Consider the following 18,993-nt stretch of genomic DNA (forward strand, 5'->3'; position numbering starts at 1 on the left):
AAAAACCGAAAGCGCACTACAAAAAACCATCAAGCAAGAGCTTGAATGGGTTCGTTCAAATCCAAAAGCGCGTCAGTCAAAAAGTAAAGCCCGTATGGCTCGCTTTGAAGAGCTTAACAGCCAAGAGCACCAAAAACGTAATGAAACCAATGAACTTTACATTCCTCCGGGACCTCGCCTTGGCGATAAAGTTTTAGATGTTGTTAACTTAACAAAATCGTTTGGCGATAGAGTATTAATAGATGATTTAAGTTTTAGTGTCCCTAAAGGCGCTATTGTTGGTATTATTGGCCCAAATGGCGCCGGTAAATCGACACTCTTTAAAATGATGACCGGGGCTGAAAAACCCGATTCAGGTGAAATAACCTTAGGTGATACGGTAAAACTGGCCAGTGTTGATCAATTCCGTGATGATATGGATAACAGTAAAACCGTTTACCAAGAGATATCTCAAGGCCATGAAATTTTACAAATAGGCACTTATGAAATTCCAAGTCGTGCTTATGTCAGCCGTTTTAACTTTAAAGGCACCGATCAACAAAAAATCATCGGCCAATTATCAGGTGGCGAACGTAACCGTGTTCATTTAGCTAAGTTAGTACAAACAGGCGGTAACGTCTTGTTACTGGATGAGCCGACCAATGATTTAGATATTGAAACACTACGAGCTCTAGAAGAAGCCCTATTAGAATTCCCTGGTTGTGCCATGGTTATCTCTCATGACCGTTGGTTCCTTGACCGTATTGCTACCCATATTTTAGATTACCGTGATGAAGGTCAAATCAACTTCTATGAAGGTAACTTTACTGATTATGAAGCTTGGTTGAGGAAAACTTTAGGTCCTGCAGCAACAGAGCCTCACAGAATTAAGTACAAAAAAATAGGTTAATCACTAAATAAAACTAGCGGTTACTAACACCTTAGTAATGTTGTGGTGATTAGTGCTCTATTTAACCGATGAAAAGCCAGTTAAAATTTTGATTTTAGCTGGCTTTTTTGTGCTCAGTAACTTTTTACTTTTTAATAAAATGGGGCTATGCTAAAGACACACGACAGCATAATTTATTAGTCAAATTGGAAAATATACATGGAAAATAGACGACAATTTACCCGCATTTTATTTTCAATTAAAGCGGAAATAGACATTGAAGGTAACATCTACCCGGTATCGATTCATGATATATCGCTTAATGGTGCCTTAGTTACGGCCATTGACAGTGAGCAATCATTAAAAGGTAAACTTGGCACTTTACATTTTTTATTGTCAGATAAAGAATCAGAAGTAACCATGAACATTGCTGTTGTCCACGTAGAAGACCATGAGACTGGCTTGCAATGTAATGCCATAGATATAGACAGTGTTACTCACTTACGCCGCTTGGTTGAACTCAACTTAGGGGATAGTGAACAGCTTAATAAAGAGTTGAGTCAACTATCACGTTTAAATTAAAGTATTAAGTTAACAATGTAAATTAATAAAAATTATCCCGCTATTCTACCCAGACCTTTTAGGAGTTTTAATGAATCATCTAGTTATCTCTTGTATTGGCCCAGATCAAACCGGCCTAGTAGACACCCTTTCTAAAATCATTGCCAAGCATCAAGGTAATTGGCAAGTGAGTAGCTTGCATCATTTATCCGGCTTTTTCGCCGGCGTTATTGAAGTAGCGGTAGTAAGTGAAAATACTGAAAAATTAATCAGTGAACTAAAAGCCATTAATGGTTTAAGTTGCCAAATTGAAATGGCGGAGCCTAACTTACCTCAAGTTGTTAGTAATTTAGTACTCGAAATTACCGCGAATGATAGAGCGGGCATAGTACAAGAAGTTTCTTCGGTTATTCACCATCAAAGTGGTAACTTAATCAAATTAGTAAGCTCACAAGATAGTGCAGCTTATAGCGGCCAAGATATTTTTAAAGCGAAAGTAGATATCGCCATTGCTGATAAGTCTATTGATGATCTTATCCATGCCTTAGAGCAAATTGCTGATGATTTGATGGTAGATATTTCTCGCTAGTATTGATTAACAGTGTTTATTAGTAATATATCTTAACGATAAAGCTAAGCTTTTACTTTAAAAGTAACGTTAGCCTTCGCTTTAAAAGAGGCAAATAAAAAGCGAGTGCCATCGGCACTCGTTTTTTATAGCTGCTGCACTGTAGTGAATCTTAGTGAATGAGTGATGACCTTAAGATAAATTCTCTAAGAACTGCGCCGCTTTATTAATATCTCGACTGCGTTTCATATCAGGTAAGCTTTTTAAAAAAGTTTCACCATAAGGCTTGTTTACCAGCCTGTCATCACAAATAACCATCACCCCGCGATCACTGATATCTCGAATAAGTCGCCCTACTCCCTGCTTTAAAGCAATTACCGCCTGTGGTAATTGAATTTGTGTAAAAGGCTCGCCGCCTTGTCGTCTAACATCTTCACAGCGTGCTTGTAGCAGCGGATCATCCGGTGAAGCAAAAGGTAATTTATCTATAATTACACAAGTGAGTTTATCGCCTCGTACATCAATACCTTCCCAAAAACTTGCCGTAGCCAATAACACGGCACTGTCTTGTTCGACAAATTGTTCTAGCAACTTACGCTTGGCCATTTGCCCCTGTACCAATAATGTATTATCAATGCTTTCAGCTAGAATTTCAGCCACCTGATGCATGACTCGATAACTGGTAAAGAGCATAAAACAAGCACCTTTACTGGCTTTAATCAGTGGTTGTGCCAACTCAGCTAATTTCAACGCGCGATTTTTATCATTTGCCTGGGGTAAATAACGAGGCACGACGAGTTGAGATTGAGCATGATAATCAAATGGGCTATCAAGCAGCAGTTGCTTAGCATCTTGTAAGCCTAAATGCTGGGCAAAGTGATTAAAGCTATTATCAACAGCAAGCGTTGCTGAAGTGAATATCCAACCAGCGCCAGACTCTTTAACCACAGCACTAAACTTATCACTCACCGTTAACGGCGTTTGATGCAATACCACACTGCGCGGTGTAGTTTCATACCAAAAACTCATACCATAAGCTTCAACATTGGCCATCACCTCATATTGCGCTAATAAATTCACCGCACGGTCAAAACAATTATCAATGGCTTCGTTTCTAGAGACACAAAGCTTTATCACTTGATATAAGAAATCTAAATCTATTTTTAAGTTAGCAAATTTTTGCTGAAATTGAGCTTGTTTATACTTTTCTCGCCAATTACCACGCTCGGGATCATAATTAAATAACAAGCGAAATTCTTGGCAGGTCTTTTGTAATTTTTCAGCAGCCAAACCTAGCTGTTTAACATCACTCAAACTGCTACGGTGTACTTGTAATACGTCGGTGCACAAATCAACCAGTTGCTTACTAGAAAATGCTTCACCAAAATACTCACTGGCAATATCGCCTATTTGATGAGCCTCATCAAATATCATCACCTGTGCTTTGGGGATAAGCTCACCAAAGCCGGTATCTTTTAAGGCCAGATCAGCAAAAAACAGGTGATGATTCACGACAATAATATCGGCATCACTGGCTTTTTTCCGCGCTCTAACTAAGTGACATGCTTCATAATCAGGACAGTCTCTTGCCAAACAATTATCCAAGGTACTGGTAACAAATGGAAAGATAGTCGAGTTTTCACTAACATTAACCAATTCGCCAATATCGCCACTTTGTGTACCATTTGCCCAGGTTTTTACCTTAACCAAGTCTTGCAACATTTGTGCATCCAGTTGACCACGGCTATCTTGGTATTGTGCTAAACGGTAGTTACATAAGTAGTTGGCACGACCTTTTAATAAAGCCACTTGCGCATTACTGGCTAATGCCTTTTTAATTAAAGGTATGTCTTTATGAAATAGCTGTTCTTGCAGGTTTTTAGTGCCTGTTGATACCACTATTTTTTTAGGTTTTTTTGGGTCTAACGCTAAAAAGGCAGGGATCAAATAAGCAAAGGTTTTTCCTGTACCCGTACCTGCTTCAACGATAAGCGATGATTGCTGCTCAATGGCCTCTGCAACATCAAGTGCCATATCGGTTTGCGCTTGGCGAGGTGAGAAGCCTTTAATGGCTTTAGCTAAAACGCCTTCTTGAGCAAAGGCTTGGCTAACTTTGGATGCTGTCATTTAAAACGAAAAGGCATGAATTGAAATTTATGATGAGAGTATACTTAACTAAAGCCTAGGCATAAAGATCTAAGTGTTTATCATTATTCTTATCGGTATTTCCCCCTTGCTCGGAATCATTATCCTTCAGCGCTAAACTTGAGTCCTTATCAGTATTAGCACTATTTTCACATTCGTCTTGATCATCAGATTTTTGCTCAGAGCTATGATATTTGTCTTCTTCACTAGTGAAGTAATATTCATGGTTTTCAAGGTGATTCGGGTCTTGGTTTAACTTACTGTTAGCGGCCTCTTTCAACAGTGCTTTAACCTTTAAGCTTGCCGGCTTAATGGGTACAGGGACTATGCGCGTTAATTGAGTTGTAAAAATATCCATCTTTAGTTCCTACACGGTTTCATGTTGCGAAGCTGTTAACTACTCACCCTATTATCGACCAAAAAAAAATTAGCTTTAACTTTTTACTTAGGGACTGATGCTATTTAAATAGTCTAGAGTAATAACTTTAACTCTGCTATATATAACAAAAAGGAATAAAAATCTTGTATTTATTACTTGCAGCTATCTTATTTAAGCAGTAGTGTAAATAACAGCTAAAGAAATCATCAATTTCAAGCTGTTCATTTAATTTTACTACAGCACGATAAATTAGCCATAACTAGCCAAGAATTTAACTGAGAATTTAACAATGATTATTAACCTGAATCGCCGACATCACCATCATCATAGCAATTAGCCCATTCAGCGTTAGTAACAAAAACACTGCAGGGCAAAGGCCTTTCAGTGGAATTAAGTAAACATTTATACAAGCAATCGAAAAAGCTTTTATAACAAGAAAATGTCATTACTAAACCCCCGAAAGAGTCTTTTCTCTCTCGGGGGTTTTTCGCATTTTAGCGCATTAGAAATTGTATATACATGACGAATTTTAAGATTAAGACACCATAGGAATTATCAATATGAGTACATCAGAGCCACGTTTACGCATTGCCATGCAAAAGTCAGGACGCCTTAGTGAAGAGACCCTAAAACTACTTAAGCTTTGTGGATTAAAGTTAAATCTGAGCGACAGACGATTATTAGCCCATGTCAGCAATATGCCTATTGATATTATGCGTGTTCGCAGTAGCGATATTCCTGGCTTGGTTATGGACGGTGTTTGTGACTTAGGCATTGTTGGTGATAACACCCTCGAAGAAGAAGAATTAGACCGCCAATTAAAAGGCAACAAGTCTGACTACATTCGCACTACCACATTAGATTTTGGCGCTTGCCGTTTTTCAATTGCTATGCCGGAAGAATTTGAATACACAGGCTTAGATTGTTTAAACGGTCTACGTTTTGCCACAACTTACCCGCAATTATTAAATCGCTTCGCTAAAGCTAACGGCATCAACGTCGAGTTTTGTTTGTTAAAAGGCTCGGTTGAAGTAGCACCTAGGGTTGGCTTAGCAGATGGTATTTGTGACTTAGTTTCTACTGGCGCAACGCTTGAAGCTAATGGCTTAAAAGAAGTGGCTGAAGTTTTCCGTTCAAAAGCATCACTAATCCAACGAGCTGACTCTTTAGGTGAAGAAAAACAAGCTATTTTAGATACGTTATTACCACGTATTCACGGTGTAATTAAAGCAAAAGAAAGCAAATACATCATGTTGCACGCACCAAAAGATAAAGTAGCCGAAGTCAGCAAGTTAATGCCCGGCACAGAAACACCCACTGTTTTACCACTTGCTGGACGTGACGACATGGTCGCTGTACACGTAGTCGCAACAGAAGCGTTCTTTTGGGAAACCATGGAGCAATTAAAAGCCTTAGGTTGTCACTCCATCTTAGTGATGCCTATTGAAAAGATGATGGGCTAATACTCGTCATACTTGCAACTTCTGCTGCATTGTCAGCCTTGTTTGTTGCCATCACTTAGGGAACTAAGCTCTGGCAACAAACAACTTGACAGCTTTGCTGAAGTCACAATTATTTAGCGGATATTCTCAAAGAGAATTATCGCAAAGAAATAAAAATTAATACCGAGAAGTAATTATGATTAATCAACTAATCAATTGGCAAGAACTGTCAGAGCAGCAAAAAAAATCCGCCCTTGCACGACCAGCAATCGCAGATAGTGCCTTGTTATCAACACAAGTTGCTAACATTTTAGCGCGAGTTAAAAATCAAGGTGATAAGGCTATATATGCTTTAACTGAACAGTTTGATGGTATAGCGCTTAGTACATTGTCAGTGAGCGCTGAGCAAGTTGCGCAAGCCAAGTTAGCCTTATCAGCTAAGCGCTTAAAAGCAATAAACACCGCTTACCAACAAATTAGAGCATTTCATATTGCACAACAGCCAACGGATATCACGGTTGAAACGACCCCTGGTGTTAAGTGCACCTTAAAAACTGAAGCGATAGAAAGTGTCGGTTTATATATTCCTGCTGGCTCGGCGCCATTGCCTTCAACGGTATTAATGTTAGGTATACCGGCGCAACTTACCGGTTGCAAACGTACAGCTCTTGTTTGTCCGCCTGATAAAAATGGCCAATTAGCCAATGAAGTGTTAGTGGCTGCTGATCTTTGTGGTATTAGTGAAATCTACACGGTTGGTGGCGCCCAAGCGATTGCCGCACTTGCTTATGGTACACAAACAATAGCGGCGGTAAATAAAGTATTTGGCCCTGGTAACCGCTATGTTACCGAAGCAAAAACCCAACTATCACAACAAGTGCCGGGTTTTGCTATTGATATGCCCGCTGGCCCTTCTGAAGTATTAGTTATTGCCGATGAGCAAGCAAACCCAGCATTTATTGCTGCAGATTTATTATCACAAGCAGAGCACGGCGTTGATAGCCAAGTAATACTACTCAGTGATAGTGAAGCTTTAATCACACAAGTAGCAGAGCAATTAGAAAAGCAGGTAGTGACATTGTCTCGACGTAAAATAGCCGAGCAAGCGTTAACCCAGTCTCGATTGATTTTAACCAAAGACTTAACTCAAGCGGTGCAAGTATCGAATGAATACGGACCAGAGCACTTAATCATTCAAACTGAAGATGCTCCAACCTTGTTAAACAGTTTACGTAATGCGGGTTCAATTTTTGTCGGTGCTTACACGCCAGAATCTGCAGGTGATTACGCCAGCGGCACTAACCACGTTTTACCAACGTACGGTTACTCAAAGGTTATCTCAAGTTTATCGCTGGCTGACTTTTCTCGTCGCTATACCGTACAAGAAATAACTAAATCAGGTTTGGCGAGTTTAGCGGAATGTATTATTGAGTTAACCGATGCCGAAGGTTTAGATGCCCACCAGCGCGCTGTTACCATTCGCTTAGAGGAAGGAGTTTAAACATGGCTAAGTTGAGCATCAGTGAACAATCTTTAACTACCGCAGAGAAATTAGCGCGGCAAGAATTAATCGCTATGGTGCCTTATCAGTCGGCTCGACGTTTATTTTCTAGCGCTGATGCCCAAGAAGATAAGATATGGCTAAATGCAAATGAAGCGCCAGGTAGTGGTCAATATCAGCTATCGGCAACAAATATCAATCGCTACCCTGATTTTCAGCCCGATAGCTTAATCTCCGCCTATAGCGAATATTCAGGCTTAGCAAAAGATCAAATACTGGCAACTCGAGGGGCAGATGAAGGTATAGAGCTGATCATTCGCAGTTTTTGTAAAGCATACCAAGACAGTATTTTAATATGTCCACCCACTTACGGTATGTACGCCATTAGTGCAGAAAACCACGGTGCCGCAGTTATTAAAGTAGCGCTTAACTCTGCTGATTTAACCCTAGATTTAGAGGGTTTACAGCAGCAAGTTGGTAAAGTGAAAGTGGTATTTTTATGTTCACCGGGCAACCCGACGGGGAATTTATTGCCGCAAGAACAAATTATTGCTGCGATAAAGCTTTTTAAAGATAGTGCCATGGTAGTAGTTGATGAAGCTTATATAGAATTCAGCCCTGAGTATTCTTGCGCCAAGTTGTTAAGCGATTTTGATAATGTCATTGTACTAAGAACCTTATCTAAAGCCTTTGCCCTAGCGGGTCTTCGTTGTGGATTTACCTTAGCAAATAATGACGTAATTACCTTGTTAACTAAAGTTATTGCACCCTACCCTATTTCAGCGCCAGTAGCTGAAATAGCCAGTACGGCATTAACAACAGGCTTAGGTAAAATGACCAAGCAAGTTCAAGCAAGTAATACTTTGCGTGAACAATTGAACCTCTGGTTAACAAAGCAAGTTTGGTGTAAGCAAGTCTTTGCTAGCGATGCCAACTTTGTCCTTTTTCGCTGCCAAAGTGAGCAAGATAAAGCCAATATATTTGATCTTTTAGTTAAAAATAATATTTTGATTCGAGATCAATCTAAACAAATACAGCTGGAAAATTGCTTACGCATTAGCATTGGCAGTAAACAAGAAATAACAATACTTCAGCAAACTTTATTAACCCAATTGTCAGCCCACTAAGGCCAGTCAACAGCAAACATATTGAAGAGCATTTTATGAGTAATACCCAAGAGAAGATATTATTTATCGACCGTGATGGCACTTTGGTTGAAGAGCCAGTTATCGATAAGCAACTTGATAGCTTAGAAAAACTAGTCTTTGAACCCAATGTCATTATTGAGCTACTAAAACTACAAGCCAAAGGCTTTAAACTGGTGATGGTGTCGAATCAAGATGGTTTAGGCACCACTAGTTTCCCACAAAGCGATTTTGACTTACCTCATAACAAAATGATGGATATATTCAGCTCGCAAGGTTTACATTTTCAAGAGGTATTACTTTGCCCTCACTTTGATGAAGACAACTGTAACTGCCGTAAACCCAAACTGGGTTTAGTAAGTGATTACTTACAACAAGGTCGAGTAGATTTTACCAATTCATATGTTATAGGCGATAGAGAAACCGATATGGGGCTTGCCGCCAACATGGGTATCGTTGGCATCAAGTACAATCGTGAGACATTAAATTGGGCGCATGTTAGCGAACAAATTATTAATCAGTTAGAGCAACCAAGAATAGCAACGGTAACTCGCACAACCAAAGAAACTGACATCACAGTAACCGTTAATTTAGATAAAGCTGGCAGTAGTAAAATAGATACTGGCTTAGGTTTTTTTGACCACATGCTTGACCAAATCGCTACTCACGGCGGTTTCAGCCTACAATGTAAAGTTAGCGGTGACTATCATATTGATGATCACCACAGTGTTGAAGATACCGCACTTGCCCTTGGCCAAGCATTAAGACAAGCATTAGGTAATAAACGCGGAATTAATCGTTTTGGTTTTGTAATACCTATGGATGAATGTCGAGCAGAATGTGCTATCGATCTTTCTGGTCGTCCTTGGTTAGAGTTTGATGCTAAATTCACTGCGGATAATGTTGGTACTATGTCAACACAAATGGTCGGACACTTTTTCCGTTCATTAGCCGACTCAATGTTAATTACTTTACATTTATCAACCAGTAAAGGAAATTGCCACCACCAGGTAGAAAGCTTATTCAAAGTATTTGGCCGTGCGTTAGGTCAGGCTATAAAAGTTGATGGTGATGCTATGCCAAGCTCTAAAGGCACGTTGTAATGGCTGAAGTAATGACAAAACTAAAAACAGCAACAAAGAATGTAATAGTAGATACTGGTTGCGCGAATTTAGCCTCGGTTAAGTTTGCCGTTGAGCGGTTAGGTTATAAGGTTACTATCACTGATGATACTGAGCTAATCCAACAAGCTGATAAAGTAATACTCCCCGGTGTTGGCAGTGCTAAACACGCCATGGCTAATATCAAAGCTAAAAACTTAGTAACTGTATTACAAAATCTCACTCAGCCAGTACTTGGCTTTTGTTTGGGCATGCAGCTAATGACTGAGTCCTCAACTGAGGGTGAAAAATCCTCAACTGAAGGCGGAAAAGATAATGTAGTGCCTTGCTTAAACTTAATTCCAACAAAAGTTGAGCCATTAAAAGCACAAGAAAATAGGTTGCCACATATGGGCTGGAATACATTGACCCAAGTATCAGACCACCCTATTTTCAACGGTGTTACGACAGGTGATTACTTTTATTTTGTCCACAGTTTTGCCGCGCCAGTCAGTGAGTACACCATTGCCAGTTGTGAATATGGCATTACTTTCTCAGCAGCAATAGCTAAAGATAACTTTATTGGCTGTCAATTCCACCCTGAGCGCTCAAGTGCTTTAGGCAGTAAAATCATTCAAAACTTTTTAGAATTAGAGCCACAGGAGCTTGTGAAATTATGATGATTCCCGCAATTGATTTGATTAATGGCCAAGTTGTGCGTTTGTATCAGGGCGACTATAACCAAAGAACCAATTACCAATATACCGTAAAAGAGCGTCAACAGGCTTATGCTAAAGCAGGCGCTATTGTTATGCACTTTGTTGATTTAGATGGCGCAAAAGACAGCACCAAGCGTCAATTAGCTACATTAAAAACTGTTGTTAAGCATCCATCGATGATCATACAAGTGGGTGGTGGTGTACGTTGTGAAGACGATGTAAAGCAACTGCTAGAACTAGGTGCTGATCGTGTTGTTATTGGCAGTTTAGCTATTAAACAACCTGAACTAGTCACGCAATGGCTTAAAACCTACGGTTGTGAAAAAATTGTTTTAGCGCTAGATATTAAAATTGATGCCCAAGGTAATAAAACCCTGCCAACTCATGGCTGGATTGAAGACAGTGGTGTTAACCTAGAAGAGTTACTGGCTCAATATCAAGATGCAGGCATTAAACACGTGTTATGTACCGATATTAGTAAAGACGGCACGTTAACCGGTACTAATGTTGATTTATACACAGAAGTTTGTGCCAAGTACCCAGAAATTGACTGGCAAGCATCGGGCGGCATTGGCAGCTTGGACGATATCAAAGCGTTAATACCCACGGGTGTCAGCGGCGTAATTTTGGGTCGTTCGTTACTTGAAGGTAGGTTTACTCTAGAAGAAGCTATTGCGTGTTGGCCTCAATCGTCATAAAAAGAATGTAAACGGCATTGTCGTCACTCTTCACGCCATCACTTATAAAAGATAAGTTCAGGCGTTTATCATTTGACGGATTTGTTTAAATCCATTTAATTTAGATTGAAACTTAATTAGAAAAAATTGTGAAGTAAGGAATATGCTAAATGTTAGCTAGGAGAATTATTCCATGTCTCGATGTAAGAGATGGAAAAGTAGTAAAAGGTGTTCAGTTTCGTAATCACGAAATCATTGGTGACATAGTACCCTTAGCACAGAAATATGCAGAAGCTGGTGCTGATGAATTAGTATTTTATGATATTACCGCAAGCAGTGATGGTCGTGTGGTTGATAAAAGCTGGGTAACGCGTATTGCTGAAGTTATTGATATTCCATTTTGCGTAGCTGGTGGTATCAAAAGTGAAGCAGATGCGAAAGAAATATTGATGATGGGCGCAGATAAAATTAGCATTAACTCTCCTGCCTTACGAGACCCTGAGCTTATCACCCGCTTAGCCGATGTTTTTGGTCAACAATGTATTGTTGTTGGTGTAGATAGCTTTTATAACAAAGATGCTAATAATGGCAAAGGTGAATACCAAGTTTATCAATTTACTGGTGACGAGAAACGTACACAAAAAACAGGCTGGACTACCTTTGACTGGATTGAAAGAGTCGTCAGTCTAGGAGCAGGTGAAATAGTGTTAAACTGCATGAACCAAGATGGTGTACGTCAAGGTTATGATATCGAACAATTAAAGCAAGCAAGAGCGGTATGTAAGGTACCTTTAATTGCCTCAGGTGGTGCAGGTACTATGAAACATTTTAGTGATATTTACCAACAAGCAGATGTCGATGGCGCACTGGCTGCTTCTGTTTTTCATAAAGGTGTTATTGCCATTAAAGATTTAAAGACTTATTTAAAAGAGCAACGTATAGAGGTGAGACCGTGTTAGTAAACAAAGACAATATTAATGAGTTAGCATGGCAAAAAATGAATGACCTCATTCCTGCCATTATTCAACACGCGGCAACTGGTGCAGTATTAATGCAAGGTTATATGAACCAAGCCTCATTAGCCGCAACCCTAGAAACAGGTAAAGCAACTTTTTTCAGTCGTTCAAAACAAGCGCTATGGGTGAAAGGCGAAACCTCTGGTAACTTTTTAAACGTTAAGCAAGTATTAACAGATTGCGATAATGACAGTTTACTTATTGCTTGTTTACCTATCGGTCCAAGTTGTCACTTAGGCACAGAGTCATGCTTTCCTGAACAAAAATTAACTCAGCAAAACTTTCTCAGTGAACTTGAACAAGTTATTGATAGTCGGAGAAATGATGATCCAAAAGAGAGTTATACCGCGCACTTATTCTCTCGTGGCACCACTAAAATGGCACAAAAAGTTGGTGAAGAAGGCGTTGAAGTTGCACTTGCTGCTGTTGCTGAAACAAAAGAAGACTTATTAGGTGAATGTGCCGACTTGTTTTATCACACCTTAGTATTACTCGCAGATCAAAAAATTGAACTCAGTGAGGTTATGGCCGTATTACAACAACGACATAACAAATAGCGCTACCTTTCATTATTGAAAGCTCTCATCCTACTTTGCTAAATATTTGTATCCTTGTTATCTTAAATTAGACAGGGATGCATTTATTTAACTCCAGTGAAGTAGTTTAAAATATGATGGCGTTCTTCTATGGCAAAACCTTCTACAGAAATAGGCACTAAAACATTAACTACAGTACTGCTTATCCTTACACTGATAAGTATTAGTTCAAATGCCCTCGCCCGGCAGCATAGAGTGCTTATTTATATTCGTGATGATGTCTATATTGATTACCAGAAATTTGTTGCTGATAAAGATATCAGCTCAATAGATAACTTCTCCGGTAAAAATATCCGCCGCGACGTGGTCGACATGATTATTGCCCAGCAGGCACTCAAACTTGGTGGCTTTAGCCATAACTTCACTTACGCCCCAGGTAAAGTTAACTTTCGCAATACTAAAATGTTACAAAACGGTCAACTTTTAATAAGTTTTGATTCCTATTGGCAACAAGATGCATTACCGCTTGCCGACAAGGTTTATATCTCTGACGTAGTAATAAGAAATGGCGAGTATATCGCGGGAATTTATACTAGCCCGAAAAACACGAAAACCTTAGCGATTAAGGAACTCAGTGACCTTACTGAGCTAACGGCGGTATCAACACCCAAATGGCGTACTGACTGGCAAACACTTCAACAGCTTCCAATTAAAAACCTTACGAGAGACGATTCTTGGTTATCTATGGTACGCATGGTCGATATCCAGTGGATAGACTTCATTTTGATGCCCTTTAATTCAACCCCTGATCAAAGCTTTGTTATGAATAAAGTTCACCTAGTGCCCGTTAAGAATATTGGCGTGGTACTTAAAGATTCTCGTCATTTTGTCATAAGTAAGAAGCATCCAGAGGGGAAGGAAGCCTATATAGCGATTAATAAAGGCTTAAAAATACTGCGACAGCACGGCGCCATTGTGAAAGCATATCAACAAGCCGGATTTTTTGTTGATCGCAATAAAGTCAAAATAATCAATCCCTGAGTTCTTATCGATTTTATTCGATACATGGTGTAACATGCTGTCCAATAAAACGGCACGATTAATTACTTAAACTAAATCATTGTTCATTATAATGAGCCGTTATTTATCTAAGACACCATAAGAAGTCCCTGCTAAGGAATAGCCATGTTTAAGCGTAGAGCAATAAAAAAATACGGAAACCAACTATTACCTAAGCTACAGAAGCGTTATGGTGAACAAACTTTTTATAATGCTAGCCAAGTCAGAGCAACGATATATCAATGCAATTTCAATCCAACGTACTTGCCGTTAGGCTATTTACTCTTTCTTGATGCTTGTGCACTAAATAAAGTCGTCTCTATTGAATTCCCTGAATTATGCATAAAAAAGTATAAAGAAGAAATTAAAGATTACCTTGATGAACGCAAGTATTATGGTTACCTAAAACTACTAAGTATTTAACGGCCCTAAACTCACTATGACGATAAAAACAACCTGGCAAAACAAAGTATTTACTGAGCTATCGCTGAATCAATTATATGATGTACTGAAGTTGCGTATTGATGTTTTTGTCGTTGAACAAACTTGTTTTTATCCTGATTTAGACGGCGACAAAAACCTGCTTGACCGACACCCTCAAACGCTACATTTATTAGGTTATCAAGCAGAGCAACTAGTTGCTTATCTGCGCATTCTCCCTAAAGGCCAAAACTATGCAGACAATATAAGTATTGGTCGAGTAGTTATAGCCAATCAAGCCAGAGGCGGTGGTTTGGGCCACGAATTAATGACTGAAGCGCTATCGCTGTGTCAGCAACATTACCCTAACGAAGAAATCAAGATCTCTGCCCAACAACATTTAAAGTCATACTACCAAAGACATGGTTTTACTCAGGTATCAGCTATGTATTTAGAAGATGACATTCCACACATTGCTATGCTCAGAGAAACCAAGCAATAATTAAATGGAATTGGTATTCGTTACGCCAGGCATAAAAAAACTCGCCTTGGCGAGTTTTTTCACTTGAATAGCTAGAGAATAACTAGATATTAAGCAAGCTGAGCTGATAATAACTGATTAACTTTTTCAACAGCTTGTGTGCCATCAATAGTTAAATAACTACAGTTACCCGCCTTAGCTTCAGCTTGGTAAAAGTCTACTAGAGGCTTAGTTTGATCGTGATAAATAGATAAACGTTTACGTACGGTCGCTTCTTCATCATCTGGACGAATAGATAAATCATCACCGGTTACATCATCTTTACCGGCTACTTTTGGCGGGTTGAAAACAAGGTGATAAACACGACCAGAGCCAGAATGAACACGACGGCCAGCCATACGTTCAACGATCACTTCATCAGGCACATCAAATTCAAGTACGTGATCAACAGAGATACCGCTTTCTTTCATGGCATCTGCTTGTGGAATGGTACGAGGAAAACCGTCAAGTAAAAATCCTGCTTTACAATCGTCTTGAGCAACGCGCTCTTTTACTAAGCCGATGATCAAATCATCAGAAACTAATTGCCCAGCATCCATAACAGCTTTAGCTTTATTGCCTAGTTCAGAGCCGGCTTTAATTGCAGCACGCAGCATATCACCTGTTGAAATTTGTGGAATACCAAATTTAGCCATTAAAAATTGTGCTTGTGTGCCTTTACCAGCGCCTGGAGCACCTAATAAAACAATGCGCATATTATATAACCTTAAATTAATAGTTGATGTATTAAGTAAATATTACCTTTATTCAATGCTTATAAATTGTGTCTGATCAGACAAAAGTAATATTTCTTCGCTTTATAATAAAGCCGCAGACACTATACAAGCTAGCTTATGTGCAAACAAGTAGAGAAAGGAGGATTGAACAAAAAAGGAGGTGTTTCATGCATGAAACACCTCCTTTTTGAGACTAAAGTATTACCTAAAGCTTACCTTGCGATAAAAGTAGTTACTTAGTTAGGCTTAACATTAATTTATTTAAGCGAGCAACGAAGCTAGCTGGATCTTTTAAGCTACCACGTTCTGCTAACATAGCTTGGTCAAACAAGACTTCAACCCACTGACCAAATTTATCATCATCTTGCTCATCGGCAACATGTTTAATAAGCTCATGCTCACCATTGATTTCAAAGATAGGTAAAGCATCAGGTACCTCTTGACCAACCGATGCCATTAACTTAGCCATTTGGCTACTCATGTCATTATCATCAGCTACGATACAAGCAGGAGAATCAGTAAGACGTTGAGAAAGTTTAACCTCTTTAACCTTTCCTTCTAAACTATCTTTAATGCGCTTAACAACAGAGTCATACTCTTTCTCAAGCTTCTCTTGTGCTTCTTTAGTTTCAGCGTCATCCATATCACCCAGATCTAAACCACCCTGAGTAACCGACTGTAATTGCTTATTATCAAACTCTGTTAAATGGCTTACTAACCATTCATCAATACGGTCAGACATTAACAATACTTCAATGCCTTTTTTACGGAATACTTCTAAATGCGGGCTATTTTTAGCCGCTTCAAAGCTATCGGCAACAACATAATAAATCTTCTCTTGGCCTTCTTTCATGCGTTCAATGTAAGTAGCAAGTGATACATTTTGAGCCGCTACATTGTCATTAGTTGAAGCAAAGCGTAATAAGCCAGCAACTTGATCTTTATTTGCTTGGTCCTCAGAAGGGCCTTCTTTTAATACCTGACCAAACTCATCCCAAAATCCTTGGTATTTTTCCGCATCTTTTTTAGCTAATTTTTCAAGCATTTTCAATACGCGTTTAGTACAACCCTTACGAATCGCTTGGCTGATCTTGTTATCTTGTAATATTTCACGAGAAACGTTTAACGGCAAATCATTTGAATCTAATAAACCTTTAACGAAACGTAAGTATGTTGGCATGAACTGCTCAGCATCATCCATAATAAATACGCGCTGAACAAACAGCTTAAGACCGTGTTGCTTTTCACGGTTATACATATCAAATGGTGCTTTAGTCGGTACATATAATAGTGAAGTGTATTCAGTTTTACCTTCAACTTTATTATGTTCCCATAAAAGTGGGTCACCAAAATCATGAGAAACGTGCTTATAAAACTCGTTATACTCTTCATCGCTAATATCAGATTTTTCACGTGTCCATAATGCAGTCGCTTTATTTACTGGTTCCCATAATGCAGGAATAGCATCAACCGCTTCGACAGCAGGTCTTGTTACATTATCTTTCTCATCAGTTACTTCTGCTACAGCTTCTACAGCTGGAACTTCAGCAGTTAACATCTCTACTGATACTGAGATATGATCTGAGTACTTAGTAACAATAGACTTTAAACGCCAGTCATCTGCGAATTCTGATTCATCATCTTTTAAATGAAGGATGATATCAGTACCACGATTAGTCTTCTCAATTTTAGCCGTGGTGAATTCACCTTCACCTGCACTTACCCACTCAACACCTTCACTAGCATTGTCACCCGCTTTACGGGTACGCACGGTTACTTTATCTGCAACGATAAACGAAGAGTAAAAACCAACACCGAATTGGCCGATAAGTTGCGAGTCAGATACTTGATCACCTGATAATTGAGAGAAGAACTCAGCAGTACCTGATTTAGCAATAGTACCTAAATGCTCAATAACTTCATCAACGTTCATGCCGATACCATTATCAGAAATTGTTAATGTGTTATTTTCTTTATTACAGCTAACACGAACACGAAGCTCCCCATCGTTTTCATACAATGCATTATCTGATAATGCTTTAAAACGAAGCTTGTCTGCCGCATCAGCGGCATTAGATACTAACTCACGCAAAAATATTTCTTTATTTGAATAGAGTGAGTGGATCATTAATTGTAGTATTTTGGCGTTGTCTGATGCAAACGCATGATTTTGTACTTGATTAGTTTCTGACATCTAAAATATCTCCGGTGAAAAATTATTAATCTACTTTTAAAAAGTTGTTAGAAACTATGTGGGGTTTAGGATAAAAAATTCAAGGGAGATCTAGTTAATGACTGACAATTGACACTAATGAGTACACATGGATAGATAAACTTTATCGTTATAACTGCAGTTAAAGGCTAGCAGACTATTACTTAACAAAAGCCAGACGAAAGTTAACTACAATTAAGTATTGACTAATAATTCTGCAATGAAACTAAACAAAATAAGAAAGGATGCCGGAGTAGGTTTCCCTACTCCGGACAAATATACTCGTGAGATACAATTGACAGATCAGATCTTAGCACAAGTATTTTGTTATTAATTAACCACTAAGGGAGTAAGTTACAATTAATAACATATCAACAATACCTTATGGTGCGTATAAAACATACAGCCATTTTCTACTATAATATTACCATTGGGCATAGATAAGATACTTCCGCACATTGAAATAATTATTCACAAATGATAGGTAAATATTCACTTGAACTATAAAGTAATTTACCAACTATGGCATGATAACAAGTGATGGGCGCCAGAGCAGGGACCCTGCTCTGGCTGAGTATACTTATAGAAGGATGATTGACAGATCAGATCTACTACAAAGTATGCTGCTATTGATTTGTTTTACCGGAGTAATTTACAAATAAGTAATCACTGGATACTACTACCCGCCACGTATAATGTATACAATCATTTTTTACCATAATAGTACTTAATTAGATAAGTAGACATTACGGTGTGTCTAGCCAAATTATTATATTATTAGCTATACTTATTACCTTCGCTATAAATGTAGAACGTAGCCGACTGAATATAAAAATAACAAGTGATAATTACACTTTATAGCATATAGAAAACACAGAAGCGTAAGCTACAGGTTTCTATTCTTTATTGGAGAATTTACTAACGAGTGAAGTTTATCAATACCCCGCTACGCTCTCATATGATCTTACCTGTAACATAAGCCCCGAGCATCTGCGCAATTACGTTGACGTAAATGGATGTAACTTATTCGACTATGCAGGAGTATATTGTCCTGGTGAAAATGAGCAGACACACCTTATGCAGATAACACGGGATTTTAATTTAAGCCATACAGCAAAAATCCCGTTACTTTCGTAACGGGCTTATCGTGTGCCGAAGGCACAAATTAGAAGTTTAGCAATGTCCTACTCTCACATAAAGGGAATATCACCCACACGCTTACTGCCTCCGCCGCAACTGCGTTTCACTTCTGAAGCGCCGCGGCATAGAAGGTGAATGGGAGTAGGTGGCCACATCGCTATGGTCGCTAGACAAAAATAATTTTATATCAGACAGCAAAAAGCCCGTTACTTTCGTAACGGGCTTCTCGTGTGCCGCGGCATTGAATG

General features: G+C 38.9%; 19 protein-coding genes. 14 read left to right on the forward strand and 5 right to left on the reverse strand.

The window, feature by feature from the left end:
• The 3 genes from HRT50_RS12680 to HRT50_RS12690 form a co-directional block, all read left to right on the forward strand.
• A partial coding sequence (locus HRT50_RS12680) for an ATP-binding cassette domain-containing protein (protein WP_291615071.1) occupies nt 1-889 on the forward strand: 889 nt, incomplete at its 5' end.
• Nucleotides 890-1,087: 198 nt separating this feature from the next.
• Entirely contained in the window at nt 1,088-1,450 is a 363-nt protein-coding gene (locus tag HRT50_RS12685; RefSeq protein ID WP_291615073.1) for a PilZ domain-containing protein, read from the forward strand.
• A gap of 70 nt (nt 1,451-1,520) precedes the next feature.
• Nucleotides 1,521-2,018 (forward strand): ACT domain-containing protein, encoded by a 498-nt coding sequence (locus tag HRT50_RS12690; RefSeq protein WP_291615074.1) that lies wholly within the window; start codon nt 1,521-1,523, stop codon nt 2,016-2,018.
• A 171-nt stretch (nt 2,019-2,189) separates the two neighbouring features.
• Here HRT50_RS12690 and HRT50_RS12695 read toward each other — a convergent pair whose 3' ends face one another.
• The 3 genes from HRT50_RS12695 to HRT50_RS12705 all read right to left on the reverse strand — a co-directional run bounded on the left by HRT50_RS12695 (nt 2,190) and on the right by HRT50_RS12705 (nt 4,967).
• Nucleotides 2,190-4,124, reverse strand: a complete 1,935-nt coding sequence (locus tag HRT50_RS12695; RefSeq protein ID WP_291615075.1) for an ATP-dependent DNA helicase — start codon at nt 4,122-4,124, stop codon at nt 2,190-2,192.
• A 55-nt stretch (nt 4,125-4,179) separates the two neighbouring features.
• Entirely contained in the window at nt 4,180-4,500 is a 321-nt protein-coding gene (locus HRT50_RS12700; protein WP_291615077.1) for a hypothetical protein, read from the reverse strand.
• Nucleotides 4,501-4,817: 317 nt separating this feature from the next.
• Nucleotides 4,818-4,967 carry a hypothetical protein gene (locus HRT50_RS12705; RefSeq protein WP_291615078.1) on the reverse strand — a complete coding sequence of 50 codons (150 nt, stop codon included), beginning with the start codon at nt 4,965-4,967 and terminating at the stop codon, nt 4,818-4,820.
• A gap of 114 nt (nt 4,968-5,081) precedes the next feature.
• On the opposite strand from HRT50_RS12705, the gene hisG reads away from it, so the two are divergent.
• From hisG to HRT50_RS12760, 11 genes are all read left to right on the forward strand, one after another.
• Entirely contained in the window at nt 5,082-5,984 is a 903-nt protein-coding gene (gene hisG, locus HRT50_RS12710; RefSeq protein WP_291615081.1) for an ATP phosphoribosyltransferase, read from the forward strand.
• A gap of 175 nt (nt 5,985-6,159) precedes the next feature.
• Nucleotides 6,160-7,464, forward strand: a complete 1,305-nt coding sequence (hisD, locus tag HRT50_RS12715) for a histidinol dehydrogenase (RefSeq protein ID WP_291615083.1) — start codon at nt 6,160-6,162, stop codon at nt 7,462-7,464.
• A gap of 2 nt (nt 7,465-7,466) precedes the next feature.
• Complete coding sequence (gene hisC / locus HRT50_RS12720; protein ID WP_291615085.1) at nt 7,467-8,591, forward strand: histidinol-phosphate transaminase; 1,125 nt, start codon at nt 7,467-7,469, stop codon at nt 8,589-8,591.
• 35 nt (nt 8,592-8,626) lie between these two features.
• Nucleotides 8,627-9,712: a bifunctional histidinol-phosphatase/imidazoleglycerol-phosphate dehydratase HisB gene (gene hisB / locus HRT50_RS12725; RefSeq protein ID WP_291615087.1), complete on the forward strand. Its 1,086-nt coding sequence runs from the start codon at nt 8,627-8,629 to the stop codon at nt 9,710-9,712.
• A complete protein-coding gene (gene hisH, locus HRT50_RS12730) occupies nt 9,712-10,389 on the forward strand; it encodes an imidazole glycerol phosphate synthase subunit HisH (RefSeq protein WP_291615089.1) in 678 nt (225 codons plus the stop codon). The genes hisB and hisH overlap by 1 nt, the downstream gene beginning before the upstream one ends.
• Nucleotides 10,386-11,126: a 1-(5-phosphoribosyl)-5-[(5-phosphoribosylamino)methylideneamino]imidazole-4-carboxamide isomerase gene (gene hisA / locus HRT50_RS12735; protein WP_291615091.1), complete on the forward strand. Its 741-nt coding sequence runs from the start codon at nt 10,386-10,388 to the stop codon at nt 11,124-11,126. Before hisH ends, hisA begins: the two co-directional genes overlap by 4 nt.
• A gap of 149 nt (nt 11,127-11,275) precedes the next feature.
• Nucleotides 11,276-12,064 (forward strand): imidazole glycerol phosphate synthase subunit HisF, encoded by a 789-nt coding sequence (gene hisF / locus HRT50_RS12740; RefSeq protein ID WP_291615093.1) that lies wholly within the window; start codon nt 11,276-11,278, stop codon nt 12,062-12,064.
• Nucleotides 12,058-12,678 (forward strand): bifunctional phosphoribosyl-AMP cyclohydrolase/phosphoribosyl-ATP diphosphatase HisIE, encoded by a 621-nt coding sequence (gene hisIE / locus HRT50_RS12745; RefSeq protein WP_291615095.1) that lies wholly within the window; start codon nt 12,058-12,060, stop codon nt 12,676-12,678. Before hisF ends, hisIE begins: the two co-directional genes overlap by 7 nt.
• Before the next feature lie 129 nt (nt 12,679-12,807).
• Nucleotides 12,808-13,698, forward strand: coding sequence for a hypothetical protein (locus tag HRT50_RS12750; protein WP_291615097.1), 891 nt, complete (start codon nt 12,808-12,810; stop codon nt 13,696-13,698).
• Nucleotides 13,699-13,842: 144 nt separating this feature from the next.
• Nucleotides 13,843-14,139, forward strand: a complete 297-nt coding sequence (locus tag HRT50_RS12755; protein WP_291615099.1) for a DUF6559 family protein — start codon at nt 13,843-13,845, stop codon at nt 14,137-14,139.
• 16 nt (nt 14,140-14,155) lie between these two features.
• Nucleotides 14,156-14,638, forward strand: a complete 483-nt coding sequence (locus HRT50_RS12760; RefSeq protein ID WP_291615101.1) for a GNAT family N-acetyltransferase — start codon at nt 14,156-14,158, stop codon at nt 14,636-14,638.
• Between the two features lie 89 nt (nt 14,639-14,727).
• On the opposite strand, the gene adk is transcribed toward HRT50_RS12760, so the two are convergent.
• Together adk and htpG are read right to left on the reverse strand one after the other, a co-directional pair.
• Nucleotides 14,728-15,372, reverse strand: a complete 645-nt coding sequence (gene adk / locus HRT50_RS12765) for an adenylate kinase (protein WP_291615103.1) — start codon at nt 15,370-15,372, stop codon at nt 14,728-14,730.
• Between the two features lie 253 nt (nt 15,373-15,625).
• On the reverse strand, nt 15,626-17,587 hold the full coding sequence (gene htpG / locus HRT50_RS12770; protein WP_291615104.1) for a molecular chaperone HtpG: 1,962 nt from the start codon (nt 17,585-17,587) through the stop codon (nt 15,626-15,628).
• Between the last annotated feature and the right edge of the window lie 1,406 nt (nt 17,588-18,993).

This window comes from Colwellia sp., assembly GCF_013215345.1.
Taxonomy (GTDB): Bacteria; Pseudomonadota; Gammaproteobacteria; order Enterobacterales; family Alteromonadaceae; genus Colwellia.